The following is a 25,443-nucleotide window of genomic DNA, read 5'->3' as shown; positions in this document are numbered from 1 at the left end:
CTTTCATAACTATCAAAACATGCCGCGACCCAACGAAAATCCATGCTCTGCCAGACTTGTCCGTCCGGAACAAGCCAGGTCACAACAGTAATCATTCTACCATATCTCCCCTCCCATTTCCAGATTGCAATCATACCGCCGATGGGATATACTGTTACTGTTCCGGCAAAACTTTTTCTATATACAGATATCGTTTTGTCCAGATGCAATTACTAAAGGAGAAATTTACGTATGGGTAACAATAAGGAAAAATCCGACTCCGGCAACTTCCTGGTACAGGGAAGCATTCTCGCCGCAGCCGGTATCATCGTCCGCTTTATCGGACTTCTCTACAAGATTCCCATGACCCGCGCCATCGGAGACGAAGGAATCGGTTACTACAACACAGCCTACGAAATTTATAACATTGGTCTGATCCTGTCTTCCTACAGTCTGCCGCTCGCCATTTCCAAGCTGATCGCAGCAAGACGCGTGCACGGCAAGATTCAGGATGTCCAGCGTGTTTTCCGGGCAGGTCTGCTCTTTGGCCTTATCGCCGGTGGCCTTATGACCCTGTTTTTGCTGTTTGGCGCAGACTGGATCACCGTCCACATCTTTAACAGCCCCAACAGTGCCCTGCCGCTGAAAGTTATGGCACCGACCATTCTGGTCTTTTCCATTATGGGTGTGGTGCGCGGCTATTTCCAGGGACTTGGCAATATGGTACCGACCTCCATCTCCCAGGTTATTGAGCAGGTCGTAAATGCCGTCATCAGCGTAGCTGCTTCCTTTGCTTTCATGCACTGGTTTGCAAACCGGGAAACTCCGGCTGCCTACGGCGCTGCGGGCGGTACCCTCGGTACCCTTTCCGGCGCACTGGCTGCCTTTGTATTCCTGACTCTTTTGATGTTCCTTTACCGCAAACAGAATGCGGCAGCTTTCCGGAAGCCGCAGACAGACCGCCTGGAAAGCTGGCAGCATATATACACCGCGTTATTTCTGACTCTGACCCCGATCATTCTCAGCCAGTTTGTGTATCAGTTAAGTGGTTCTGTGGATAACTCCATGTTCGGCTTCTTGATGAGTGGAAAAGGTCTTACAGAAAAAGAACGCCTTTCCCTCTTAGGCATCTACGGCGGCAAATACCGCCTGCTTTCCAATGTACCGGTAGCCGTAGCTTCCTCCCTGGGTACTTCCATGATCCCAAGTATCGTGCGCTCCCGCGCCCAGAAAAACAAGGCGGATGTCATGTACAAGATCCGCCTCACCATCAAATTCAACATGCTGATTGCGATTCCCTGTGCGTTCGGCATGGCGGCACTGGCAACTCCGGTTCTGCGGCTGATTTTCCACGACAGCCGTCAGCTGACGACCAACCTGTTGATGTTAGGATCCCCGGCTGTCATTTTCTTTTCCCTCTCTACCGTCACCAACGCGGTTTTACAGGGAATTGACCTGATGCGCAAATCCGTAACGCACTCTGCAATCTCCCTGGTGATCCATGCCGCACTGGTCTATGTCATGTTAAAGTATTTAAACTGGGGTGTCTATGGCCTGGTCATCGGCAATGTAAGCTTTGCCCTGGTGGTCTGCCTCTTAAACTGGCGCGCCATCGGAAGAGCACTCCACTACCGCCAGGAAGTGCGGACGACCTTCCTGCTTCCGGGAATTTCTGCCGCATTGATGGGTACCGCTGCCTTCCTGATCTATAACGTGATCGAACATGTCACCGGCTATTACCAGCTGGGACTTCTCGTCAGTGTTCCGGCCGCGATGGTCATCTACGGACTCCTGATCATCCTGACCAAAGCCGTCACCGCCGAAGAACTCCCGGACATGCCATTCGGAATGCGGATCCTGCGCCTGTGCCGGAAACTGCACCTCATGTAAACAATATCGCACAGTAAGTATCAAAGGGGCGAAAGTTTCCACAGCCGCCATGCATGGCGGCTGCGGGAACTTTCGCCCCTCGTTCATTATCGTGCGATATTGTTTATTTAGGACCTGCTCCTCTCCACGGCCCGCACGGCGCAGTATACAAACAGCACCGCAAGACACATCTGGATCCCCATGCTGATTCCCATCCAGTGCGTTATGAGCGTTCCCTTTGCCTGATTGCCGAACCAGGTTCCTACCTGGACCCAGTTCTGGTTCCCGGCGGTCAGACGGCCGATGACCTGTGCAAAGGTTGCAATGGGATTCACAAGCAGGATATACAAAAGAGGACCCGAACCACCCGATACGCTGCCGGAAGCAGCGGCTGTCAGATAAGCTCCCATATGCATCTGTTTCATATATACTGCCAGGAAATTGAAGCCGTAAGTCCCGGCTGTCAGCACAGCCGTCACAGCGTAGGCTGCCACAGTCGCTGCAGTCGTACGACCAAACAGCGCAGAACAGCACAGACCAATGCTTCCCATAAAAACAGCTGCTGCAAAGAAGCAGCATAAGAGCAGGATCAGATCCGAAAAAAGTACCCCGCCATACACAAAGACCATGGCAAGGACCGGAAGGCTGGACACCACCATCAGAAACATGGTTCCAAGCGCTGCCTCCAGCTTTCCAAGCACAATATCCGCCGGTGTCATGCAGGTCGTCAGAATCAGATCCAGTGTCTGGCGCTCCCGCTCCCCGCTGATGCTTCCCGCGGTCACCGCTGGCATGATCAGGATCAGCATCAGAAATTCCAGTGCCGCCACAAACATGTAGAGGTCCAGAAATCCGGTATACTGCACCTCTGCAGTCAGGCGGACCTGGGTCAGCGCCGAATACATATTTAAGAGTGCCACCAGTGCCAGAATTCCATTAAAGACCAAAAGCACCAGCGCCAGCTTAAAGCTCCGGGCACTCACCATGCATTCCCGCTTATAGACCGGATTCGTCTTCATAGGACAACACCACCTTTTCCTTATTATGATCCGTGATCTGCATGAAGATGGATTCCAGACTGCCCGGCTCGCGCGCAAAGCCGCACACCGGAATGCCGGCTTCGATCATCTGCTTTAATAATTCACTTTCCATCTGTTCGTCCCCGGTAAAGCCCACCATAATGTCTTTCTCGCAGATGGTTATGGTACGGACCAGCGGGTTGTCTTTCAGGAAAGCAATTGCCTTTTCCATCTGTCCCTGCACGCGGATCATGATCTGTTTGGAGGTATAGATCCGCTCCATAATTTCATCCATACTGCCGGACAGCACCATTTTCCCGGAATCGATGATCCCGATATCGGTGCACAGTTCAGAAAGTTCTGCCAGGTTGTGGGAACTTAAGAGAATGGTCTTTCCCTGTTCGTGAAGTTCCCAGACCATCTGGCGAAACTCCAGATGCGTCCGCGGATCCAGTCCGGCCGTCGGCTCATCCATGATCAAAAGCTCCGGATCGTGGATCAGGGCACGGGCAAGGCAGAGTCTCTGCTGCATGCCGCGGGAAAGACCATCCACGAATGCATTCAGCTTATCGCCCAGTCCTACCTGTTCCAGCAGATTGCGGGAGCGCTTTCTCGCCTCAAATCCTTCCAGATGATAGCAGGAGGCAAAAAACTCCATGTATTCGGAGACCTTTAAATTGTCATACATTCCAAAATGATCCGGCACATAGCCGATTCTGGTCCGCAAAGTTACAGCATCTGCAAGCACATCCCTGCCATCTAACGTGACCGTTCCCTGATCCGGTTTTAAAAGCCCTGTCATGATCTTGATCGTGGTAGTCTTTCCGGCGCCGTTTGGTCCTACGAATCCAAACAGGACGCCGTCCCCAAGTTCCATGCTAAGTCCGTCTAAGGCATGATAATTTCCATATTTTTTATGTAATCCCTGAATCTTCAGCATCATCGTTCCCTCCCTGCCACCATCGGCATCGGAAGCTGGATCGCATCGTAGCCTCCGCCATTGTAGGCATAACGCACCGTTAACGTATTGCCCGGAGAAAGGTACGGCTTTAACTGCTCCACATTCAGCGTCTTTCCTTCTAACTCCATCTTGTCGAAATTGCCGGTTCCATAGTTATAGAAATAAATGCTTCCGGTAAAGATCCGGCTCAGACTTCCATTTCCAGTATCCGAAAATTCTTCCGAAACAGTTTCGAAGGTCAGGCTTTCCACTTCGATATCGGTTCCAAACTGGTATTCCAGGGTCAGCGGTTCTGCTCCGCTCATGGAATTTGTCTCCGCATCATAGCTTCCGCCGGTCACCTTCGGCGTTTTCATCAGCACAGAGCGGTAGATGGAACGGTCCCTGGACGCGTTGACCGGTACCGTCTGCGTCAGCATGGTAATCCCGTACGTCTCCTCCGACGGATTTTTCAGGAACTGGCTTTCCTCTTTCTGGGTGCTGAAAGCGATCACGCGCGCGTCGGCGGTATAACCGTTTAAATAGTTATCCAGGTAAAAGCGGGTCAGGTTCGAGCGCTCCACGGCCAGCATATAACTCTTGTTCCGGATATCAGCCGCCGCATAGGTATCCTCTTCGGAAATGCGTTCTGCTGCCAGATAAGAATCACCCAGCGGATAACGAAGCAGCTTGTAATCCTCCAGTTTTTTCGTTTCGCCCGGCTCCATGCGTCCGATCTGCACCATATTGCCATACAAAATCAGCGTTGCGTTCTCAATCGGATAAGGAAAACGGTTGGTCAGGCTGCCCTGGATCTGCCCCTCAAAGTAATCGACTTCCCCCGTGATTCCTACCTGATCCGTATTTTCTGTGCGGCGTTCCATACGGAAATAGCGCGGCGTAAAGGCGGAAATATTCTGCCCCTTCACTGTCAGGGCATCTTCCCCGGTACGGATCGCGATCTGGTACGGTTCGTCGACATCCAGTGACTCTGCGCCCACGGTGTACTGGCTGCTCCTGGTGATCGGAAGCAGACGGTACTCCGGATCGAGTTCTACCGTGTAAGGACGGTTGTAAGGATTCCGGATATTGATGTAAGTCGTATCGGTGACATAATCATCGGTTACATCCTGAATCGTTGCATAGGTATAGAAGGTGGAGCGGAAACGAGTCGGCATTCCCAGCACATATACCAGACCGGAAAATGCCACTGCCACGATCACCACGCCCTTCCGGTACAGATTCTGAAGGCCGCGGCTGCGCAAAAACAAGTATAAACCCGGTCCGAGAATGATCAGGTACAGACCGGTTATCCCCACATACAGCCAGAGGTTCGGGAGCTTATCCACATCTCCGGTGTTGATCAGTCCCTGAACCGACCAGAAACAGCCGGAATTTCCGCTGTATACAACCTCCGCCAGCTGGTTGATCCGCTCTTCGCCCAAAAGGTTCGTAAACAGATAGTCCACATAGGAGGTCTGTTTTTCGCAAAATTCTGCAATATCGCCCAGGTCAAAGGCCGCCACGGCAACCATACCCTGCTCTTTTGCAGCCGCAGTCAGAAGCGGGAAGCCATTGCTGGAGAGAATGACGTTGCCGCCGTGAAGCGGTACATCCACACAGGATATCGCCAGCATCCCGGCGCCCGGCTCATTCACCGCGGTAAAATCTTCTGCCAGATTGATATGTGTGATATTCGGTGTGCCATAGGAATCGTCCAGAAGCTCCGGTGCAAAGCGCCCCAAGGTATCATCTACCCGGTCCCCGGTTCCCAAAATCAGCACGCCGCCATTCTGAACCCAGTTCATGATCGCCGATGTCTGACCGGCAGAAAGATCCCTGAGTTTATAATCGTTCACAACCAGTACATCGAACTGGCTGAGTCCGACTTCATCTTCCGGGAACTCTGCGCCGTCAAGCTCAAAAGTCCTGGTCCGCAGCGTACTGTAATTGACGCCGACTCCGTTTAAGTAATGCAGTTCCCATGGATTATCGGATAAGATACCGACAAACAATTCCGGGACATCCCGGCTGACATTCAGCTTCACCTTACGGTTTAAGAGTACGGTCTCGGATGCATCGACCAGGGAGAGTACCAGCTCATCGGCTGCCGTCCCAAGTGGGATATAATAGCATTCCTCAGCACGCGCTCCTGCTTCCACGCTGACATGGTAATCGTAACGGTAGACCGTTTCATCCGACTCCCTGGTCTTGATCTCCAGGGTCCCATCCACCGGGATTTCCTGGTTATTTCCTATGCTAACATGCACCGGAAGGTAACGCCCTCCTTTGGCACTGTCCTCATAGCCATAGTTGATATCCATACTTACCGGATCTTCCTGTGCCCAGGCCGGAGCGCAAAAAGCCAGACCGCTAAGAAAGCCGGCCGTCAAAACTGCAACGGCGGCTTTTTTTAATGGTCTGACTGTCCGGAGTTTTAAAATTCGATCGTTTGTCATGTTTTACCGTTCTCCGAAATGTTCTTTCTCTACATCAAAATTTACCTGCAGCGTTACCGTAAACACGGTGCCGTTTAAATCGCTTTTTACCGTGATGGTTCCGCCGTGCATATCTACGATATTCTTTACAATGGCAAGGCCCAAACCAGTTCCCCCGGTATGGGTCGAGCGGGACTGTTCTACCCGGTAGAACTTGTCAAAGATCAGCGGAAGCTCCTCTGCCGGGATCACATAGCCATAGTTCGCAACGGAAACCTGTACGGTATCTGCCTCTGCCGTCACCTTCACCGTCACCCGTTTTCCTTCAGCGCCGTACTTGATGGCATTGTTAATGAGGTTGTCAAACAGGCGCGCCAAAAGATTTCCATCTGCCGTGATGATCTTCGCCGGTACATTGCTCTGAAGCTCATAGGAAAGCCCTTTGTTGGCAAAATTCGGGTACGATTCCTCCAGAAGCTGCCCTAAAAGCTTGACGATATCCACCTTCGACACATGCATGGCCAGCTTTCCGTAATTCATCTTGGTAAAACCAAACAGGTCCTCGATCAGCTTTTCCAGGCGCTTTGCCTTGCTGTAAGCAATATCTATGTATTTTTTCTGCATATCCGGCGGCAAAACCACCTGTCCGGATAAAAGCTCCAGATATCCAATGATGGACGTAAGCGGTGTGCGCAGGTCATGGGCAACATTGGTGATCAGCTCGTTTTTTGTGCGCTCCGACTCCCGCTCCTTGTCCATCAGCCGGCGGATATCTTCCACCATCTTATTCAGATTCGATGCCATGGAAGAAAATTCATCGTCCCCGACCACTTCCACCTGCGTATTTAAGTCTCCTTCGGAGATTCGTTCTACTGCATCGGAAATCCGCCCGATATATGCCGCTGACTTTTCCTGCAAAAGCAGAAACGTGATTGAAAAAGCCAGAATGCCGATCAGCACATAAACCAGGATAACTACCACGTCCGACTGTCTGACCATATTTAACAGGGCACTGGACTGTTCTGAACGCTGTGCATACTCCGCCAGCATCGTCAGGTTTGTAACCAGAAACAGATCGATCAGGCAGGCCACCAGGGTACTGTAGATGATATTGGTGATGACCCGCGTATGGTAACGGTGGCTCAGATCGGTTTTTCTGCCGTTATTTTTCAATTTTGTATCCTACCCCCCACACTGTGGTGATGATCTTGTCCTGACGCTCGTCTTCTTTCATTTTGCCGCGGAGACGGCGGATATGTACCATAACCGTGTTGTTTGCCTCGTAAACCTTCTCATTCCAGACCTTCTCGAAGATCTCGTCAGTACTGAAGACCTTGCCCGGATTGGATGCCAGAAGATACAGAATATCAAACTCAATCGGGGTCAGTTTTACTTCCTCATCGTAAACGGTTACCTTGTGATTGTCCTTGTTGATCGTGAGACCGCGGATGCTGATCTCGTTCTTTGCAGCCTCATGCACATTGCTGTTTGGGTTTAACTGGGTATAACGGCGCAGCTGGGATTTTACCCGGGCCGTCAGTTCCAGCGGGTTAAACGGTTTTACCACGTAGTCATCGGCGCCGGTTCCAAGTCCCAGGATTTTGTCGAGATCCGTGGATTTTGCACTCAGCATGATGATCGGGATATTGTTGGTCTCCCGGATCTTTTTGCACATTTCCAGGCCATTCATGCCCGGCATCATGATATCCAGAAGGCAGAGGTGAATGTCCTCCTTATCCAGAATGTCAAGTCCTTCCTGGGCATTGGATGCCTTAAATACCTTATATCCGTCGCTGACCAGGTAGATTTCCACCAGATCGGCGATTTCCTGTTCATCGTCCACTACCAGAATGTTGGTTTCTGTCATAACTGATTCCTCCTCGTGTATCTATCGTTATTCGGGAACCCCTGCAGTTATGCCGGTCCCTGCTGCTGCTCAGGCAAATGCCAGCAGCAACATACTTTCCTAAGCTTAAGTGTACCATAAATCAGGTCTTACTGCCTTACTTTTTTATTACATTTCCGGAAAGAAGAGGAAAAACAACACAAAAAGGAATGCACCTTCCTGTGGTCGCATTCCTTTCTATGCTTTCTAGCTTTCTATGACTCTCGTTTTTATCTGCAATTTCTTAGTGGCTTTCTGCCGGCACAAATACCCGGGTATTGTGCACATCGTCCTGTTTTACAGCTGCCTTTGCCATGGCGATTGCCTCCTCGCAGAACTGCTCCTGCGCGGTTACAAGAACTTTGCCCCGCTTGTCGATCTTTTCGTAAGTGCCATCCGGCTGCAGGATGTGAGCCTTGACATTATCCTCCAGCTGCACCTTCAGGATGTGGATCACCTGCTCTTTTAATACCGGATCCTCCACCGGGAACATGATCTCGACACGCTTGTCTAAGTTACGCGGCATCCAGTCGGCACTTCCCATGTAAACCTCCGGGCTTCCGCCGTTCTCAAAATAGAAGATCCGGGCGTGCTCCAGGAAATTGCCTACGATGGAATGTACCGTAATATTTTCGCTTAAGCCCGGCACGCCTGCTTTCAGACAGCAGATACCACGGACAACCAGCTCGATCTTCACACCGGCACAGGATGCCTCATACAGGCAGGCAATGATCTCGCGGTCGCAGAGGGAATTCATCTTCGCCATGATGTGCGCTGGTTTGCCTTCCCGTGCGCGGGCAGTTTCCCTGCGGATCATGCGGACGCAGCGGTTGCGCAGCCACAGCGGTGCCAGGATCAGGCGGTTCCAGGTCGGCGGCTCAGAATAGCCGGACAGCATGTTAAAGACTGCCGTTGCATCTTCCCCGATCAGCGGATGGCAGGTCATAAGACCACAGTCCGTGTAAAGCTTTGCAGTGGAATCGTTGTAGTTTCCGGTTCCCAGATGGACATAACGGCGGATGCCATCTTCCTCACGGCGTACCACCAGCGTGATCTTGCAGTGTGTTTTTAAGCCAACCAGACCATAGATCACATGGCAGCCGGCCTTCTCTAATTTCTTTGCCCAGTTGATGTTGTTTTCCTCATCGAACCGCGCCTTTAACTCTACCAGAACCGATACCTGCTTGCCATTTTCTGCTGCCTCTGCCAAAGCTGCCACGATCGGAGAATGACCGCTGACACGGTAAAGTGTCTGCTTGATTGCCAGCACATCCGGGTCCTTTGCAGCCTTCTGTACCAGTTCTACAACCGGATCAAAGGTCTGGTATGGATGATGCAGGAGAATATCGCCCTTGCGGATATTCGTAAAGATATCGTCGTCATTCATGAAGGCCGGTACCGGCTGCGGAGTATAGGACGGTGCCTTTAAGCTGTCAAATCCACTCATGCCGTACATTTTCATAAGGAACGTCAGATCCAGCGGACCGCTGATCCCGTAAATGTCCTCATTGCTGACTGCGAGCTCCCGCTTTAAGATCTTAAGCAGGCGCTTGTCCACCTTTTCTTCCACTTCCAGGCGGATGACTTCGCCCCACTGGCGTTTCTTTAACTGCTTCTGGATCTCTTCCAGCAGGTCCTCAGCCTCTTCTTCATCCAACGTAAAGTCCGCATTTCGCATGATCCGGAACGGATGGGCACTGACAATGTTGTAATTTAAGAACAGATCTTTCATGTTGCGCTCGATGATCTCTTCCAGGAGAATGACGCGGCGTTCTCCATCTGCGCCTTCCGGAAGTTCCACAATACGCGGCAGCACAGACGGTACCTGCACCATGGCAAATTCCAGTTCCTCTTCCTCACTGTCCTTCTTCTGGACCAGAGCCGCAATGTTTAAGGATTTGTTGCGGATGAGCGGGAACGGACGCGAAGAATCGACTGCCATCGGGGTCAGCACCGGGTATACATCTTCCCGGAAAAACTGATCCACAAAGGCCCCGTCCTTTTCAGACAACTCCTCATGCTCGCAGATGACCTGCAGTCCCTGCTGCTTTAACGCAGCCAGAAGAGAGCGGTTGTAGGTGGAATACTGAAGATTCACCAGTTCATGCGTTCTTGCCCCGATCAGTTCCAGCTGCTGCTCTGCCTTCAGCCCGGCAATGTCGGTTTTCTTATATTTTGCATGGACCATATCCTTTAAGGATGCCACACGCACCATGAAAAATTCATCCAGGTTGGAAGCGGTAATACTTAAGAACTTCAACCGCTCAAACAGTGGAATGGACTTGTCCCTCGCCTCGCCCAGAATCCGGAAATCGAATTCCAGCCAGCTCAGCTCACGGTTTACATAATTTTCAGGTTTCAGATATTTTTCATCAATCTCTGCCATGGCCTACACTCTCCTTTTTTGTCTTAAAACCGGACGGATTCCAAAAATCTCTTCAAAGAAATCTCCCTTATCTGCAATCGATATGGATTCCAGTGTTACATCTGCTGCACATTCTGTCTGAATCAGAAGCTGACCATCTTTTACGTTCAGACGGCAGTCCTTCAGTTTTCCCGCATGCCCACGGTCCATGGAATTGGCAAGCCGCAAAATGGCGGTCAGCTTTGCAATTACAATAGAAAGATCTTCCGTGGAAACCAGGCGGCTGTCACGGGATAGCTTCTCGGATACCTCCACCTCGTTATAGCGGAATTTCTGCTGGTGGTACTTTACTACATTCGCCACAATTTCCCGCTCCACATGCGACAGACCAATGATCTCAGTCGCCATAATGATATTGTAACCACAGTCTGTAGAGCCGCGCATGGTAACAAACTTGCCGCAGGAATGTAAATTTGCCGCGATCTGCAAAAGCAGGCGTTCCCGCTGTCCCAGACCATGGTATTTCTTTAAGCTGTCAAATACCTTCAGCGCAGCCTCTTCCACATTCTGGATATGCGGCATATGGCACTTATAACGCTTTGCCATATTGCGAGATGTCACGATAATATCATTTTCAAAGCTATGGTTAAAGCGGATCAGTTTTTTGTCCTCCGCATATTCGGCAGCCATGCCATCCGTCATGCGGATGCCCGGTACCCACATAAGCTCCGCCCCCGTGATCTCCAGCATCCGCTTGTAGATGGCTGCTGCCGGGAACAGAAGGCTTGCGTATTCCTCGTTTACATCAAAAAAGTCTTCCGCCTGAGCCAGGGTCATGCCCTTTAACCGCTCATAAAACTGGTTGAAGTCCTGAATCGTAATCTGCTCGGAGCGCTTTCCGCCATCCATCTTATAGTAAAGAGGAAGGATCGGTTCCCCAATTGCGATCAGATTTTTCACCTCACGGTCTTTTAAATACATTTTCCGGTAAGTAACCAGTTCATTGTCGATCAGTTCTGCGATCAGGTTCTGTGCCCCCTGCTGAGTGAGCTTCTCATGCGCGATCAGCTCCCGCAGGCGCAGCACACCGAGCGGCAGGTTCTGGGTGGAAACCAGCGCGTCTTTATCAAACAGGGATGCCTGCATGCTTCCAAAACCAACATCCACGATGGCAGTTCCGCGCTGGATGTTTTTCTGGAATTCCGCATCCTTTGCAGCGATCGCCTTGTAGCTGATAAAACGCTGCTCCGAGTTGCTGATGATCTTTACGTCCACACCGGTCCGGACCCGGAGCTGTTCCAGCACGATCTGACTGTTTCTTGCCTCCCGCATGGCGCTGGTCGCATAAGCCCGGTATTCCTTCACCTGATACTCCTTCATGATCTGCACAAAATCCTTTAAAACCTGGCACATTTCCTCTACCAGGCGATAGCTGATCTTTCCAGTGTTGTAGGTGTCCTTGCCGAGTGCGATCATATGCTTTACCTGATCGACCGAACGGATCACCCCTTTTTCTGTAATTTCATAGATGCCCAGTTCCAGTTCAAAAGAACCGACATCGATTGCTGCAAATGTCCGTACCATAAGCTCTCCTTCCCTGCCCGAAAACGCACACACCATCCATTTCTGCTTCCAGGCAAACCTTCCAAATGCGCATAACGGCCCGGCAAATCCGCACTGCCTCGTGCGGTTTTACCGAACCGTTATGCATTAGTAATTGCCAAGGATCTTAAAATTCAATGCCTCCGCGCCGATTCCGCGCAGTGCATTTGCCACACCTGCATCCTGCAGGCTTCCCTCAATGTCTACAAAGAAACGATACTCCCAGTTTTTCCCCGGGACTGGCCGGGACTCGATCATCATCATGTTGACATGGTTGAAGATAAAATGTCCCAGCATGTTGAACAGGGAACCGCTGGTGTGCGGAAGTTCAAAGCAGATGCTGACCTTTCCTGCATTCTTACAATAAACTTTCCGGTTTGTCAGAATGATAAACCGGGTCGTATTGCCATGATTGTTCTGAATGGCCATCTTTAACGGCTCTAATCCGTAAAGTTTTCCTGCGATCTCGCTGGCTATCGCCGCCTGGGTCTTGTCCCCCTCCGCAATGACGCGCTTTGCAGCTACCGCCGTGTTTTCCACGCTGATCTGCTTTAACCCATTATCATTCAAAAACTCCGAACACTGCATCAGTGCCTGTGGATGGGAATACACCGTCTTAATATCGGAAAGCTTCGCTCCAGGCACGCCAAGCAGCACATGATTGACCGGGACAAACGTCTCTGCCACAATGTAATTGTCATAGCGGGTCAGCAGATCATACATATTGACCACCGCTCCAGCCGATGAATTTTCAATCGGCATAACCGCATAATCCGCATTGCCCAGCTGGACTTCCCGCACCGCATCCTCAAACTGCGGTACATGGTACATATTGGCATGTTCCCCAAAATACTTGATCGCCGCAGCGTGGCTGTAGGCACCTTCTACGCCCTGGTAGACCACGCGCACACCTTCCATGGGAAGCTTATCCAGGCAGTCAAAGCCCAGCTTGGTACCCACACCATGCTGCGCCAGAATGGAATACTGGTATTTCCGGCTGATGGTCATCATCTGGGAAAACAGTTCATGCACCGCAATCTGGTTAAATTCACTGTTTGCCAAGGCACTCACCGCAGCCAGCTTCTGTTTTTCCCGCTCTGCATCGTATACCGCCATGCCGGAAGCGATCTTGGTTTCTGCCACTTTCCCACAGATTTCCATGCGTTTTTCAAACAACTCTACAATTTCTTTATCAACTTCATCTAATTGCATTCTGTACTTCGTTAAATCCACGATTTATCCCCTCCGCATCTGCCGGCGTTCTTCCTGCTCTCTTACCAGCATTTCTTTGATTTTTGCCTCGGTGTATGCACCGGCACGTTTCCGGTCCTCCGCTGGGAGTTCTTTGATGTAAAATGGCTCTCCAAATTCCATCGTCACATGAGACGGGCGGATAAACGGGAAATGCTGTTCCAGAATCTCAGCAGTACCGGTAATGGCTACCGGAACGACCGGACAGCCGGACTTCTCCGCAATCTTCAAGCTTCCTTCTTTAAAACCCAGAAGTTCCGTCGGATCCTCTGCCTTGCAGCGGGTTCCCTCCGGAAAGATCCACATGGAGGAACCGCCTTTTACCTTTTCAATTCCTTCCAGGATCGTCTTTAAACCTGCTTTGATGTCCTTACGATCCAGGAACAGACAGTTCACGTTGCGCATCCAGTCACGCAAAAGCGGAATCTTTTCCATTTCTTTTTTTGCCACAAAGCCAGTCTGCCCCGGCACAACAATATAGCCGCTCACAATATCAAAATAGCTTCTATGGTTGCCCACATAAAGCACCGGCTTATCCGGAATGTTTTCAAATCCTTTTACCGTTAACGTAGAACCAGTCAACCGGAAGATCATATAAAAAATCTGCTTCACTACCTTTAACGCATATTCTTTCTGGCGGTTTTCGTTGTTCTTCCAAACATATTTTTCTCCGATCAGAAGCGGCAGTGCACTCACCAGGAGAAATACCACAACTACCAGGAGAATCAGTATTACTCGTATCATCCCACACCTCATTTGTCTCGCAACTGTTTTTTGTTGCAGTTCACGCGTTGCGCAAACAGCAATGTTTTCTCACTGCTCCATTTTTAGATTTATACCGTAGATTCCAGTATATAAAAAAAGAGAGGCAAAAACAAGTCATTCGCCTCTCTTTTTTTCATCTCAGTTCTCTTTCTGTTTCCGCCCGGGCAGACATCTGCTCCGGATCATGGTGATCCGTTCAAATAAGAGTCCTGCCAGAAACCACAGCGGCGCAAAATCCAGACGGATCAGACCATTCACACTCGTCTGATACCCCGTGTAGTCCCAGGGGCAGATTCCTTTCGACTGTAAAAAAGCACCGGACAGATACTCTGCCGTGAAAATAAGTACCATATACAACAGACCATGCCGGATGATCCAGTCCGCCGGACTAAGCGGTCCGTCACCGATCCAGCGGTCAACCAGTCTGCCGATCGGTGCCAGAACAGCCCCGCAGCCATAAATCGGAAACATCAGAAGCGAGGTCTGCCCCATCAGCCGCCAGTCATGGGCAAGGATGGACTCTGTGGAAGTAAAGATTACTTCCAGGCACCAGCCGGTAACTCCACACAGGAAAAAATGAAATAGAAATCGTTTTAATGTGTTCATACGATTAATATAACGTTTTTTCCTGCATTTTATTCCGTTCAGATTTCCTGTTTTTTTATTTCTTATTCTGCGGCCGGGTTTTCTTTCATGAATTTCAGCAGTGCATCACGCTTCTCATCCAGATAACGTCCCCACTCTTCCGGATCGATCCATACGGTGCGATCCGCTCCGTTTTTGATCGCTTCCAGTTTTTCCGGCATGTGATTGTTAATGCAGTGGTTTCCTAAGAAGAAATCCACATGCTCGTTCCGTACTTTTTTGAGAGATTCCAGATAAACCTCGCGCATATGGCACTTTGGATCCCCGATCTCGGTCAGATAATCGGTTGCCAGGGTATTGAAGCCGAAACCGCCATAATATCCTGCACGCACGGTACGGTCTCCTTCTGTCACATCAAAGAAGATTGCAATGCATCCTTCGGTGTGTCCCGGTACCAGGTAAAACTTCATGGTGACATTGCCAAAGGTCATCTCATCGCCATCGCGGATCACACCATCCGGTTCACACGGAGCATCCACAAGATCCGGGCTGTCCTGGATAAAGGATTTTTCCGGATGTTCGCGGTACATAATCGCATCCGGTTCGCCCATATAAATCTTTGTGCCGAACATATCGCGCATAAATTTTACGCCGCCAACATGATCGACATGACCGTGGGAAAGCAGGATCCACTTCACATCAGCCGGATCAAAACCAGCTTTCCAGATGGAATGGATCAGCATGGCGGTATTGCCGCAGTTTCCGGCATCGATCAAAAGAAGTCCGGCCCCGGTATCGATCAGATGTACACAAACCCAGCTGTCTCCTACATAATAAACATTTCCGAACATACGAAACGGCTCCATATAACGCTCTGCCTGCTTCGTCCAGTATTTGGACATCGGATTCTTTTCAAATTCTGCTCTTTTTGCAAGATAGTTTTCATAATCTTTTACAATGCTCATGATAATCTCCTCTCTCTATTGTAAGCTGCATCGGCAATGATTTACCGAAACCTTCTGCTTATCATCTTATAATCCAAAAACGCGGCACAAAAGAATCCTCCCTGTGCCGCGTCTTCCTTATTTCATCAGTTCGCGCACCTGACGTACACGTTCCGTGATAAAATCTGCCCATACCGTATCATCCAGATATGGCTGATTTTCATGGGTATACTGTCCTGCTCTGTCTACGATCTCAATCTGGTTCGGATGACTCGGCAGTGCAATATCTACATGAATCTTCTTTAACTTCTCTGCATCCTCAAAGAAGCGGTCACGAAGAGCCGGAGTTAAATACTTGCTGGTCGCATAGTACTTATCGTTCATGGTATTCGCTCCGACACCACCGTGCATGGCAACCACATACTCATCACCGGTTACCGGGTTTTTCTCTTTCCAGAAAAAGCTGGTACAGCCAATGGTATGTCCCGGAGTCAGCATGGTCTGGATGCTGATGTTTCCGAGCGTTACCGGTTTCTCATCGGAATAGAACTCATCCGGTTCAAAGTTCTGTACATGGGAGCCGGAATCCGGAATCATGGTTTCCTCCGGACAGCTCTTCATGAATACATAGTCCTCTTTGGACATATAAACCTTTGCTCCGGTCAGCGCCTTCATCTCAGCTGCTGCTCCGCAGTGATCGAAATGCGCATGGCTGATCAGGATTTTCTTAATATCAGTCGGCTTGTATCCCAGTGCATAGATAGAATCTACAAGCAGATACGTGCTCTCCGGAATTGCGCTGTCGATCAGGATCAGTCCATCGCCTGTATCGATCAGATAGCAGCCAACCCAAGTCTGACCTGCTACATACCAGGTGTTCGGAGATACCTGAAACGGCTTGATTGCCAGTGTCCACGGCTCATGTACAAGAGTTTCTACCGGATGTGGGATTGCCGGGCTACAATGAAATGACATAATTTTTCTCCTAACTAACTATTATTTTGCCTTTTTTGTTTTTGCAAGAATGGTACGGATGATCGGTGAAAATACGCATCCGATACCGATCAGCATCATGATGCAGGAAATCGGTCTAGTGAAGAAGGTTGCTGCACTTCCGGTGTACTGGAATGCCTTTAACATATTGCTCTCCAGAGTCGGTCCCAGAATGAATGCCAGGATCAGCGGAGCAGTCGGCATACCGGCATAAGCCATGAAGATACCAACAACTGCGAATGCAAGCATCATGCCGCATTTGTACAGGCTTCCGGAATCAACATAGGCACTGACCATAGAGATGATCAGCAGTGCCGGATACATGTAATGATACGGAATCTTTAAGATCTGCGGGAACAGACGGATACCGAAAATCTGCATAACCAGTACCAGACATGCAACAACTGCAACCGTTGCAAACATCAGATATACGATATGACCACTGTTTTTGAATACCATCGGGCCCATCTCAAGGCCATGGATGGTCAGGGCACCAATTAACAGTGCAGTGGTGGAGTCTCCCGGGATACCAAGTGCTGCCATTGGGATCATTGCTCCGCCGATGGAAGCGTTGTTTGCAACCTCCGGAGCCCAGATACCAGCCGGATTACCTTTACCAAAAGAATCCGGATCCTTGGAAGCATTCTTTGCGGAAGAATATGCAACCAGGTTAGAAAGACCAGAGCCCATGCCAGGAAGGAAACCGATTCCAAGACCGATCAGGAAAGAACGGATGATATTCACGATCTGCTCTTTAAACTCTGCCAGGGTAATACCAAGACCACGTACACTCTTTGTGTCTACCTCCGGCAATGCGCCGAAACCTTTTGCGTAAGCAACTACGATGGTGCTGACACTGAATACACCGATTAATACGATGGTCATGCCAAGACCACTCATCAGATACATATTGTCAAATACAAAACGCGGTGCTGCATCGATTGGAGAATATCCTACAGATGCAAACAGAAGACCGATACATGCGGAAGCAAGACCTTTAAACATATTGCCCTTGGAAATAGCAAGTACCATGGTAATTGCTACGAAACAAAGTGCGAAATACTCCCACGGTCCCATTAAGAATGCCACATCTGCTACAAACTCGCTGCAGAACGATGCGATGATGGCGCTGAAGAAAGTACCGGTGAAAGATGCAAACATACCAATTGCAAGTGCTTTACCCGATTTACCCTGCTGGCTCATTGGGTAACCATCCCAACAGGTAGATACTGCAGATGCAGAACCAGGAATGCCAAGAAGAACGGAACCGATAAATGCACCGGAACATCCTCCGATCCAGAGTGCAAGCAGGAAAATAACTGCTGTGCCGGAATTCATGCTGTATGTAAGCGGCATAAACAACATAACTGCCAGTGTGCCGGACAGACCCGGAATTGCACCGAAGATAATTCCGATTGCAGTTCCCACAATCATCAAAAGGATGTTAAAGGGCTGTGCCAGCTGTGAAATGATATAGGGAAAATTAGCTATCATAAATTCTTACCTCCTAAAACAGCGCGCCGCTCGGCAGGCTGAGTCCGAATACGTAGATGTAAACTACATAGATAATTGCAGTGAGTAGTACGGAATAAATCACTCTTCCTTTTACCGTGCTCTTGCTGCCTTTCGCAAACAATGTAGTCAGACCATAGGTAACAAACGGGGTAGTAATCAGATAACCGATCAGGCTGGCAGCAAATACATAAACTGCTAAAACAACCATGGCAACCAATGCCTTAATCCAACCCTGCTTTGATAAAAACGGTTTTTCATCTTCCAGCTTTTCCTTGCAGCCCTCTAAAAATACTCCGGCGCCGCAAACAACAAAACCAAATGCTGCGATCATCGGCAGCGCTTTCGGTCCCGGGTAAGACAGGGTAAATGGAACAGAAAGCTGATTCGTCATCACAAATACGATGATTCCGAGGATTACCAGCACTGCGCCGGCAACCTGATCTCTCTTTAACTTCATAGAAACCTCATTTCCTTTCTTCATATCTTGAAACGAATGGGGCTGCCCTGCGGCAGCCCCATTTTGCCTGCATCTACTGCTGCAATATTATTTCTGTTTCAGACCAAGCATCTCAACAACGCTGTTTAAAGAATCTCTCTGAGCGGTCAGTTTCTTCATGCCCTCTTCCTGGCTGAAGAAAGTCATATCAAATCCTGCAGGTTTTAATACATCCTGTACATCCTTATTTACTACAGCGCTCTCAAAGTAATCATGTAAAGCGGTAACGGTCTCTGCTTTCATATCCTTCGGTCCAAGTACCAGGAACAGAGTAGAGAATGTGCAGTCATAACCCTGATCTACCAGGCTGGTAACACCCGGAAGAATGGTGCTCTCGCCGCCGTTCTCATCAACAGAGAAGCAAGCAAGTGCTTTTGCCTTACCGGACTCAACATACTGTTTTGCCTGGTTCTGGTTTACAAATGCTGCGGTAATGCTGCCGCCAACCAGTGCAGTCAGTTTCTCGGTATCGGAACCTGCTTCTACATATTTTACCTCGATTCCTGCTGCCTGTGCGAACAGACCAGACATGATGTGGGAGCTGCCGCCGGTCTCAACACCTAAAAGAACGCTTCCCGGAGCTGCCTTTGCTGCCTCTACCAGATCATCGGTGGTGTTGTAAGGAGAATCACCCGGTACTACTAATGCATATCCGGTCTTCTCGGTGCCCTCACCTACTGCGATTACGGTGAAATCATCTACTGCATTGTGGTCATATACACCCGTTGCAGATTTAATTAACATGGTTGTATGGAAGAATAACAGGGAGCTTGCATCCGGTTTTGCAGTACGGATCTTCTCCATTGCTACTACGCCGCTTCCATCTGTATTGTTCTGAACGGTTAAGTTGCTTCCGGAATCTTTTGCTACCTGGGTAGCGATTGCTCTTGCAACTACGTCGGTACCGCCGCCTGCTTTTGCCGGAACCTGTAACTCAATGTTCTTCGGAAGACCACTTCCTGAAGAGCTGCCGCCGCAACCAGTCAGAGCTGTCATTGCCATAACCCCTGCCAGCATCACACTTAATAACTGTTTTTTCATAACCCATTTCTCCTTCTCGCTTGTTTTAAAAACTTACATATTTTTATCGATATGCTTGTTTTTTTTGGATATTTTGATTATACTTCTTTTGTCATCTTAATTCAACTTATCATATTTTATATTTTTTCTTAGTTCAATTAAGAGGTATATCAAAGGGGGATTTATTATGGATTTAAAACAGATTGAAAATATGATCGCCATCGAGCAGGAACAAAGTATTTCCAGAGCTGCGGAAAAGCTTTTTCTGACCCAGTCAGCACTGAACCAGCAGTTATTAAAATTGGAAAAAGAACTCGGCACGCCACTTTTTGAGCGGCGCAAGCACAGCATGATCCCGACCTTCGCCGGGCGCATTTACCTTACAACCGCCCACAAGATGGTCGATATGAAAAAAGAAACCTATAAAATCATTTCCGATATTTCCGGAGAAAACCTTGGAGAGATTGCTGTTGCATATACGCCCGAAACCGGTGCTGCCATGTTTTCTAAGATCTATCCTGTTTTTCACCGGCAATATCCAAATATCACATTCCGAATCCGCGAAGAACGCGTGAAAAAAATGGAACAGCTGGTTCTGAAAAACGAAGTGAACTTTGCTTTTCTGACCTATGTAGAAGAAATGAAACATCCGGACCTGGATTATCTCGACATGGATACCGAGCACATGGTTCTCGGGCTGCCTATCAACCATCCGCTGGCACACCTTGCCGGAAAAAACAGCCATGAAACGCTTCCGCTGATTGACTTAACATTACTCAAAAATGATAGTTTCATCCTTTTAAGCAAAGAAACCCGCATGCGCGACATGATCGACCATGCCTTCGCCCATGCAGGTTTTCACCCGAATGTTTTATTTGAGTCTGTAAGCACCCACACCGTGATCAATATGGTAAAAGAACAGATCGCTCCCGCCTTTTTCCCGCAATCCTATGTAGACGGTTCTGCACCGATTGCTTACTTCACCGTGGCCCCAAATCAGCGTTGGTCCCGCAGTGTTGCCTTCTTAAAAGGATGCTATTTCACACGCCCGGAAAAATATTTTATTGCTCTTGGCACCGATTATATGCGCGGCAAACTGCCGGAACACTTAAGAGGACTCACACAAACTGATTCTTTTGTGGATCGTAATGATAATCAATCGCATCCAGTTTACTGCTGATTTCCTCTTGGCTCAAATCGTAAACCGCGCACAGTTCGTTCAGGCTGTCATAATTGTCCCGCAATTGGGTGTTTAAAAAGCTCATCAACATAACCGGATCTTTTGGAATTGCTGCCATAATTTTTTATTTCCTTTCTTTTTGCAAAATGCTATAATATTGTTATTGTTCAAATCCGTTGCAGCTTCTCCATGCATGGGCTGCAGCACAATATTATAATAGAACGAATTGACAAAGATCACAAGTTTTTTGCAACAGGAGGCCAGACCCAAATATGAAAACCCCAAAGAAGAACCTGAAACGTATCCTTATGATCGCCACCGGCGGCACCATCGCCTCCAAGCGCAGTGAGGATGGCTTAAAGCCACTGATTACATCAGAAGAACTCCTCGGCTATGTCCCGGACGTAAAAGAATTTTGTGAAGTGACCGCCATGCAGGTCATCAACATCGACAGCACCAATATCCAGCCAAAACACTGGCTGTTAATTTCTTCTACCATTGAAAAGTACTACGATCAGTTCGATGGCTTTGTGGTCTGCCACGGCACCGACACCATGGCTTACACCGCATCTGCGCTCTCCTACCTGATCCAGAATTCACCGAAACCGATCGTTATTACCGGCGCGCAAAAACCGATCGATCTGGAGATCACCGATGCAAAGACCAACTTAAGCGACAGTTTTCTCTTTGCCAGCTGCGATAAAGCACACGGTGTCAACATTGTCTTTGACGGTAAAGTCATTGCCGGTACCCGCGGCAAAAAGGAACGCACCAAAAGCTACAATGCCTTTTCCAGCATTAACTTTCCTTATATTGCTACGATCCAGGACAACCACATTATCTTCTATCTCGACGATAAAGACCGTCTGACCGAGGAAGTCACCTTCTATCACAAGCTGGACAGCAAGGTGACTCTGTTAAAACTGATCCCGTCCATGAACGGCAGCATCTTGGACTATCTGTTCAAACACTACGATGCTGTTATCATTGAATCCTTTGGTGTGGGCGGTATTCCTTCCTATGAAGATGACAGTTTCCACCGGGCGATCGAGCGCTGGGTCAATGCCGGCAAGTTTGTCATCATGACAACGCAGGTCACCAACGAGGGAAGCAACATGTCCGTCTACGAAATCGGCAAAACCATCAAAAAAGAGTTTGGTCTCCTGGAAGCTTACGACATGACCCTGGAAGCTACCGTCACCAAACTCATGTGGATCCTTGGACAGACCCACGACCCGGATATGGTAAGGGAAATGCTTTACAGCACCATCAACCGGGATATTCTGTATACAACGAAGTGGAAAGCATAAGAACCATCAGCGGTTCTCATCCGCGTTCTGGCTTTCCGGTATTACCGGAAGCCGTCCGCGGAAGAACCGCTTTTTTAATTCCTTCCAGCTGAACGGAATGATTGGGTAGATATAACTCTTTCCGGCAATCGTCTTGTTAAACACAATCGCACAGACGGAGATCACAAAGCCGATCACATAACCCCACACGTCAAACACCGCGGTAAACAACAGCATGATGATCCGCATAAATTTCAGTGCATATCCCAGTTCAAAGCTCGACTGGCTGTAATTTGCAATCGTCACAAATGCCATATACAGCATAGTCTCCGAGTTGAACCAGCCGGATTTCACCGAATATTCTCCCAGTACGATGCCCGCAATGACGCTGAGCGGCGTTGTCAGCATATTTGGCGTGTTGATCGCCGCCAGACGCAGACCGTCAATCGCAAATTCCAGGATCAAAAGCTGAAAGATCAGCGGCACATAAGTCACATCCGAAAGCTTGGTAAAGGCCAGCCACTGCGGCAGTGCATCCGCATGCATCATGGCAAGAAGCCAGGTTGGCGTCAGTAAAAGACATAATACTGCTGTTGCCATACGGGACAGCCGCAGATACGTCCCCGTCACAGGTGGAAAATAGTAATCATCTGCTTCCTCAATAATGTCAAACACGGAGGATGGCAGCACCATAGCCGCCGGAGAGTTGTCCACCAGAATGACGATATTTCCTTCCAGAATACACGCTGCCGCAGTGTCCGGGCGCTCCGAAAACTTGAATTTCGGAAACGGGTTAAACCATTTATGAGGGAAAATCCCCTCCGCCAGACTCTCCTGGTTCATCGTCAGCGCATCCACCCGCAGGTTTTGGATGCGGTTCCGGATCTTATTTAAAAGCTCTTCATCGACGCGTCCATCCATATAGCAGACCGCAATGTCCGTGTGGGAACTGTTTCCGGCTGTCAGGATCTCCATGATCAGCTTCGGGTCCCGGATCCGGCGGCGGATCAGCGCCGTATTAAAGATCAGCGTCTCCACAAAACCGTCCCGGGAGCCGCGCAGAACCTTGTCTTTTTCCGGTTCCTCCACACCGCGCGCCGGGTAAGTACGGCAGTCCAGCATCAGGCATTTGTCGTACCCGTCAACCAGAACCGCCGTGATTCCGCTCAGCAGCTGTACGATCATGTCCTTTTCGTTGTCGACCAGGCTTACTTCTCCATAAGGCATATATTTTTTGGAAAAACCGTGCGCGTCTTTTGGCATATTCTCCGGCTTAATGCTCCACCACGCCTGTAATACCTTTAAAAGGACCTCATCCTTGGTCAGCCCATCCACAAAAAGCAGACACGCCTGCTTTTCTCCGATCGTGATCGCCCGGTAAACTACATCGAAATTCTTTTCCAGGCTCAGCGTCTGTTTTAAATGTTCCAGATTTTCTGACAGATTTTTTGAAAACTGCATGCTGCAGTTCCTCCTTTCTTTCAAGAAACACGTTCCGTTCTTTCTGTTTCTCATATGGCATATCTGAAATACGCATAGAATCATTCCATTTTCCGTATAGTATGTCAGAATTCCCCTGTCTTATACCCGGCGCTGCCTCATGAAACTTGCACAAAGAATTTCCTGTTTCAAGCCCTAAAAAAAAGTTTTTCTGTCACATTTTTTGTTTTTCTTTAAGATGCACACGAACATCTTTGCATAGCGGACACGTGTATACAATTTGAGCAGTTTTCCCTCTCCAAAGTGCACAATCTTCTTAAAATTGCACAATTTTCCTTGACGCTACCACAAAACAATGATATAGTGTGTTTTGTAAGAAAGACATGAGCGCCATCACTCCGGCGCCTTTTATTTTCTTAACTGGTATGGGGATACCAAGCGAAGACTGTATTGTGTAACGGTTTTTGATCGTGACCAGGAGCTGCTTTCTGTGGGGGAAAAGCGGCTCCTATTTTTTTGTGTTCATAGGAGTTTCTTGACATAAAATAATACAAATGTTAATATCATATCATAAAGTTATCCAGAGTTATGAATAGTTATCCATCAGTATATAAGTTATCCAAAGTTATGAACAGTTATCCATTTATGCCAAACTGCAAGCAGATAGCTGCAGTACGTTCACACATATATGCAGACTCACTGCTGAGCATGCATGTCCAGATTTAGGAGGCTCATATGAAACGAGACAATCCCTTCACCCTCACATTCGGAAAACAGCCAATCAAATACATTAACCGTTATGAAAGCACCGATAATATCCTTTCCACCTTTGAGGCAGATAACCCGATCAGCCAGACTTATCTGATCAGCGGTATCCGCGGAAGCGGGAAAACGGTGCTTATGACTTCTGTTTCCAATCAGCTGCGGAACTCTGACGAATGGGTCGTAGTCGACCTGAATGCCACCCAGCCTCTGCTGCAGGAGTTTGCCATGCGTCTGCTCGATGCCAGCAAGCAGATTCCAAACATTTTTGAAAAAGGATTCGAGATTTCTGTCGCAGGCTTCGGAATCGGATACAATGGAATTACAGAAGAGCGGGACAGCGTGAGCAAAATCGAAACGCTTCTGGACAGACTCAATAAAAAAGGAAAAAAGGTACTGATCACCATCGACGAGGCTGTCGCAAACGAAAATATACGAATCTTCGCCAGTCAGTTCCAGATCTTTATCCGAAAAAACTATCCGGTATTCCTGATCATGACAGGACTCTATGAAAACATTTACGAAATCCAGAATGACCCGGTTCTGACCTTTTTGCTTCGTGCTCCCAAGATCATTCTTGGTCCGTTAGGCATCAATCAGATCAAAAACGAATATCAGAATATCTTCCAGATTGATGACGAAAAAGCCCGGCAACTGGCTAATATCACCATGGGCTATGCTTTCGCTTTTCAGGCGCTTGGCATGCTATACTGGGAGTATCACGATGAAAAACCACTTGACTGGATTCTAAAGGAACTGGACGGTCTTCTGGAAGACTTTGTTTACCGGAAAATCTGGAGCAGTTTATCTCCACTGGAAAAACAGATTGTCTCGGCCATGCCAGAACAGGGTACAAAAATAAAAGTAAAAGAGCTTTGCGATAAGCTGGAAATGAAAGGCACTACCTTTTCCAAATACCGGGAACGCCTGATCAACAAAGGGGTGTGCATTGCACCAGAATATGGCTATGTTGCACTGGCACTGCCAAGATTTAAAAATATTACAGAGTCTTACATCGAAACAATATGATTCTCGAAATTGAATAAACTGCTATAAAATAAGAAAATACTTGTGATTTTATTCCAAAAATGCTACCATTAAGTATC

21 protein-coding genes are annotated in these 25,443 nt (G+C 48.7%); 4 read left to right on the top strand and 17 right to left on the bottom strand.

What is annotated here, in order from left to right; all coding sequences use genetic code 11:
- Positions 1 to 231 precede the first annotated feature (231 nt).
- The gene (locus DXB18_RS05035) at positions 232 to 1,869 is read left to right on the top strand and encodes a polysaccharide biosynthesis protein (protein ID WP_118706369.1); all 1,638 of its coding nucleotides are present in this window, start codon (positions 232 to 234) and stop codon (positions 1,867 to 1,869) included.
- 107 nt (positions 1,870 to 1,976) lie between these two features.
- Here DXB18_RS05035 and DXB18_RS05030 read toward each other — a convergent pair whose 3' ends face one another.
- The 15 genes from DXB18_RS05030 to DXB18_RS04960 all read right to left on the bottom strand — a co-directional run bounded on the left by DXB18_RS05030 (position 1,977) and on the right by DXB18_RS04960 (position 19,687).
- Positions 1,977 to 2,867: an ABC transporter permease gene (locus DXB18_RS05030; protein WP_118706367.1), complete on the bottom strand. Its 891-nt coding sequence runs from the start codon at positions 2,865 to 2,867 to the stop codon at positions 1,977 to 1,979.
- Positions 2,845 to 3,810: an ABC transporter ATP-binding protein gene (locus DXB18_RS05025; RefSeq protein WP_347560854.1), complete on the bottom strand. Its 966-nt coding sequence runs from the start codon at positions 3,808 to 3,810 to the stop codon at positions 2,845 to 2,847. Before DXB18_RS05025 ends, DXB18_RS05030 begins: the two co-directional genes overlap by 23 nt.
- Positions 3,807 to 6,266 carry a hypothetical protein gene (locus DXB18_RS05020; protein ID WP_118706363.1) on the bottom strand — a complete coding sequence of 820 codons (2,460 nt, stop codon included), beginning with the start codon at positions 6,264 to 6,266 and terminating at the stop codon, positions 3,807 to 3,809. Before DXB18_RS05020 ends, DXB18_RS05025 begins: the two co-directional genes overlap by 4 nt.
- Positions 6,267 to 6,269: 3 nt before the next feature.
- The gene (locus tag DXB18_RS05015; RefSeq protein WP_347560853.1) at positions 6,270 to 7,418 is read right to left on the bottom strand and encodes a HAMP domain-containing sensor histidine kinase; all 1,149 of its coding nucleotides are present in this window, start codon (positions 7,416 to 7,418) and stop codon (positions 6,270 to 6,272) included.
- Positions 7,408 to 8,112, bottom strand: a complete 705-nt coding sequence (locus tag DXB18_RS05010) for a response regulator transcription factor (protein ID WP_118540323.1) — start codon at positions 8,110 to 8,112, stop codon at positions 7,408 to 7,410. Before DXB18_RS05010 ends, DXB18_RS05015 begins: the two co-directional genes overlap by 11 nt.
- 262 nt (positions 8,113 to 8,374) lie before the next feature.
- Positions 8,375 to 10,516: an RNA degradosome polyphosphate kinase gene (locus DXB18_RS05005; protein WP_118706361.1), complete on the bottom strand. Its 2,142-nt coding sequence runs from the start codon at positions 10,514 to 10,516 to the stop codon at positions 8,375 to 8,377.
- A gap of 3 nt (positions 10,517 to 10,519) precedes the next feature.
- A complete protein-coding gene (locus DXB18_RS05000) occupies positions 10,520 to 12,079 on the bottom strand; it encodes an exopolyphosphatase (protein ID WP_243035146.1) in 1,560 nt (519 codons plus the stop codon).
- Between the two features lie 126 nt (positions 12,080 to 12,205).
- Positions 12,206 to 13,330, bottom strand: a complete 1,125-nt coding sequence (locus DXB18_RS04995) for a prephenate dehydratase domain-containing protein (RefSeq protein WP_347560852.1) — start codon at positions 13,328 to 13,330, stop codon at positions 12,206 to 12,208.
- Between the two features lie 3 nt (positions 13,331 to 13,333).
- On the bottom strand, positions 13,334 to 14,092 hold the full coding sequence (locus DXB18_RS04990; protein WP_118706359.1) for a lysophospholipid acyltransferase family protein: 759 nt from the start codon (positions 14,090 to 14,092) through the stop codon (positions 13,334 to 13,336).
- 159 nt (positions 14,093 to 14,251) lie between these two features.
- Positions 14,252 to 14,719: a hypothetical protein gene (locus tag DXB18_RS04985; RefSeq protein ID WP_118706357.1), complete on the bottom strand. Its 468-nt coding sequence runs from the start codon at positions 14,717 to 14,719 to the stop codon at positions 14,252 to 14,254.
- 62 nt (positions 14,720 to 14,781) lie between these two features.
- Complete coding sequence (locus tag DXB18_RS04980) at positions 14,782 to 15,663, bottom strand: MBL fold metallo-hydrolase (protein WP_118706355.1); 882 nt, start codon at positions 15,661 to 15,663, stop codon at positions 14,782 to 14,784.
- A 117-nt stretch (positions 15,664 to 15,780) separates the two neighbouring features.
- The gene (locus DXB18_RS04975; protein WP_118706353.1) at positions 15,781 to 16,617 is read right to left on the bottom strand and encodes an MBL fold metallo-hydrolase; all 837 of its coding nucleotides are present in this window, start codon (positions 16,615 to 16,617) and stop codon (positions 15,781 to 15,783) included.
- 21 nt (positions 16,618 to 16,638) lie between these two features.
- The gene (locus tag DXB18_RS04970) at positions 16,639 to 18,129 is read right to left on the bottom strand and encodes a tripartite tricarboxylate transporter permease (RefSeq protein ID WP_118540329.1); all 1,491 of its coding nucleotides are present in this window, start codon (positions 18,127 to 18,129) and stop codon (positions 16,639 to 16,641) included.
- A gap of 13 nt (positions 18,130 to 18,142) precedes the next feature.
- A complete protein-coding gene (locus DXB18_RS04965; protein WP_118540330.1) occupies positions 18,143 to 18,631 on the bottom strand; it encodes a tripartite tricarboxylate transporter TctB family protein in 489 nt (162 codons plus the stop codon).
- A 63-nt stretch (positions 18,632 to 18,694) separates the two neighbouring features.
- Positions 18,695 to 19,687, bottom strand: coding sequence for a tripartite tricarboxylate transporter substrate binding protein (locus DXB18_RS04960; RefSeq protein WP_118706351.1), 993 nt, complete (start codon positions 19,685 to 19,687; stop codon positions 18,695 to 18,697).
- Between the two features lie 166 nt (positions 19,688 to 19,853).
- On the opposite strand from DXB18_RS04960, the gene DXB18_RS04955 reads away from it, so the two are divergent.
- Positions 19,854 to 20,846, top strand: coding sequence for a LysR family transcriptional regulator (locus DXB18_RS04955; RefSeq protein ID WP_118706349.1), 993 nt, complete (start codon positions 19,854 to 19,856; stop codon positions 20,844 to 20,846).
- On the opposite strand, the gene DXB18_RS04950 is transcribed toward DXB18_RS04955, so the two are convergent.
- Positions 20,785 to 20,964, bottom strand: a complete 180-nt coding sequence (locus DXB18_RS04950; protein WP_118706347.1) for a DUF4250 domain-containing protein — start codon at positions 20,962 to 20,964, stop codon at positions 20,785 to 20,787. The two genes, DXB18_RS04955 and DXB18_RS04950, sit on opposite strands and share 62 nt — an antisense overlap.
- A gap of 175 nt (positions 20,965 to 21,139) precedes the next feature.
- On the opposite strand from DXB18_RS04950, the gene DXB18_RS04945 reads away from it, so the two are divergent.
- A complete protein-coding gene (locus tag DXB18_RS04945; protein ID WP_118540394.1) occupies positions 21,140 to 22,156 on the top strand; it encodes an asparaginase in 1,017 nt (338 codons plus the stop codon).
- Between the two features lie 6 nt (positions 22,157 to 22,162).
- Here DXB18_RS04945 and DXB18_RS04940 read toward each other — a convergent pair whose 3' ends face one another.
- Positions 22,163 to 23,596 (bottom strand): spore germination protein, encoded by a 1,434-nt coding sequence (locus tag DXB18_RS04940; protein ID WP_118706345.1) that lies wholly within the window; start codon positions 23,594 to 23,596, stop codon positions 22,163 to 22,165.
- 714 nt (positions 23,597 to 24,310) lie between these two features.
- Between DXB18_RS04940 and DXB18_RS04935 the strand changes: the two genes are divergently transcribed.
- Positions 24,311 to 25,366, top strand: a complete 1,056-nt coding sequence (locus tag DXB18_RS04935) for an ATP-binding protein (protein ID WP_118706343.1) — start codon at positions 24,311 to 24,313, stop codon at positions 25,364 to 25,366.
- Positions 25,367 to 25,443 lie beyond the last annotated feature (77 nt).

The organism is Clostridium sp. OM02-18AC (genome assembly GCF_003481825.1).
In the GTDB taxonomy this organism is placed as follows: Bacteria; Bacillota; Clostridia; order Lachnospirales; family Lachnospiraceae; genus Brotaphodocola.
Note: the sequence above shows the minus strand (reverse complement) of the source record. Positions and strands in the feature narration are given on the sequence as shown.

Bases quoted from the DNA above. Each gene is read 5' to 3' on its own strand.
- DXB18_RS05035 (WP_118706369.1), top strand. From the start codon at position 232: ATGGGTAACAATAAGGAAAAATCCGACTCCGGCAACTTCCTGGTACAG.
- DXB18_RS05030 (WP_118706367.1), bottom strand. From the start codon at position 2,867: ATGAAGACGAATCCGGTCTATAAGCGGGAATGCATGGTGAGTGCCCGG.
- DXB18_RS05025 (WP_347560854.1), bottom strand. From the start codon at position 3,810: ATGATGCTGAAGATTCAGGGATTACATAAAAAATATGGAAATTATCAT.
- DXB18_RS05020 (WP_118706363.1), bottom strand. From the start codon at position 6,266: ATGACAAACGATCGAATTTTAAAACTCCGGACAGTCAGACCATTAAAA.
- DXB18_RS05010 (WP_118540323.1), bottom strand. From the start codon at position 8,112: ATGACAGAAACCAACATTCTGGTAGTGGACGATGAACAGGAAATCGCC.
- DXB18_RS05005 (WP_118706361.1), bottom strand. From the start codon at position 10,516: ATGGCAGAGATTGATGAAAAATATCTGAAACCTGAAAATTATGTAAAC.
- DXB18_RS05000 (WP_243035146.1), bottom strand. From the start codon at position 12,079: ATGGTACGGACATTTGCAGCAATCGATGTCGGTTCTTTTGAACTGGAA.
- DXB18_RS04990 (WP_118706359.1), bottom strand. From the start codon at position 14,092: ATGATACGAGTAATACTGATTCTCCTGGTAGTTGTGGTATTTCTCCTG.
- DXB18_RS04985 (WP_118706357.1), bottom strand. From the start codon at position 14,719: ATGAACACATTAAAACGATTTCTATTTCATTTTTTCCTGTGTGGAGTT.
- DXB18_RS04980 (WP_118706355.1), bottom strand. From the start codon at position 15,663: ATGAGCATTGTAAAAGATTATGAAAACTATCTTGCAAAAAGAGCAGAA.
- DXB18_RS04975 (WP_118706353.1), bottom strand. From the start codon at position 16,617: ATGTCATTTCATTGTAGCCCGGCAATCCCACATCCGGTAGAAACTCTT.
- DXB18_RS04970 (WP_118540329.1), bottom strand. From the start codon at position 18,129: ATGATAGCTAATTTTCCCTATATCATTTCACAGCTGGCACAGCCCTTT.
- DXB18_RS04965 (WP_118540330.1), bottom strand. From the start codon at position 18,631: ATGAAGAAAGGAAATGAGGTTTCTATGAAGTTAAAGAGAGATCAGGTT.
- DXB18_RS04960 (WP_118706351.1), bottom strand. From the start codon at position 19,687: ATGAAAAAACAGTTATTAAGTGTGATGCTGGCAGGGGTTATGGCAATG.
- DXB18_RS04955 (WP_118706349.1), top strand. From the start codon at position 19,854: ATGGATTTAAAACAGATTGAAAATATGATCGCCATCGAGCAGGAACAA.
- DXB18_RS04950 (WP_118706347.1), bottom strand. From the start codon at position 20,964: ATGGCAGCAATTCCAAAAGATCCGGTTATGTTGATGAGCTTTTTAAAC.
- DXB18_RS04940 (WP_118706345.1), bottom strand. From the start codon at position 23,596: ATGCAGTTTTCAAAAAATCTGTCAGAAAATCTGGAACATTTAAAACAG.
- DXB18_RS04935 (WP_118706343.1), top strand. From the start codon at position 24,311: ATGAAACGAGACAATCCCTTCACCCTCACATTCGGAAAACAGCCAATC.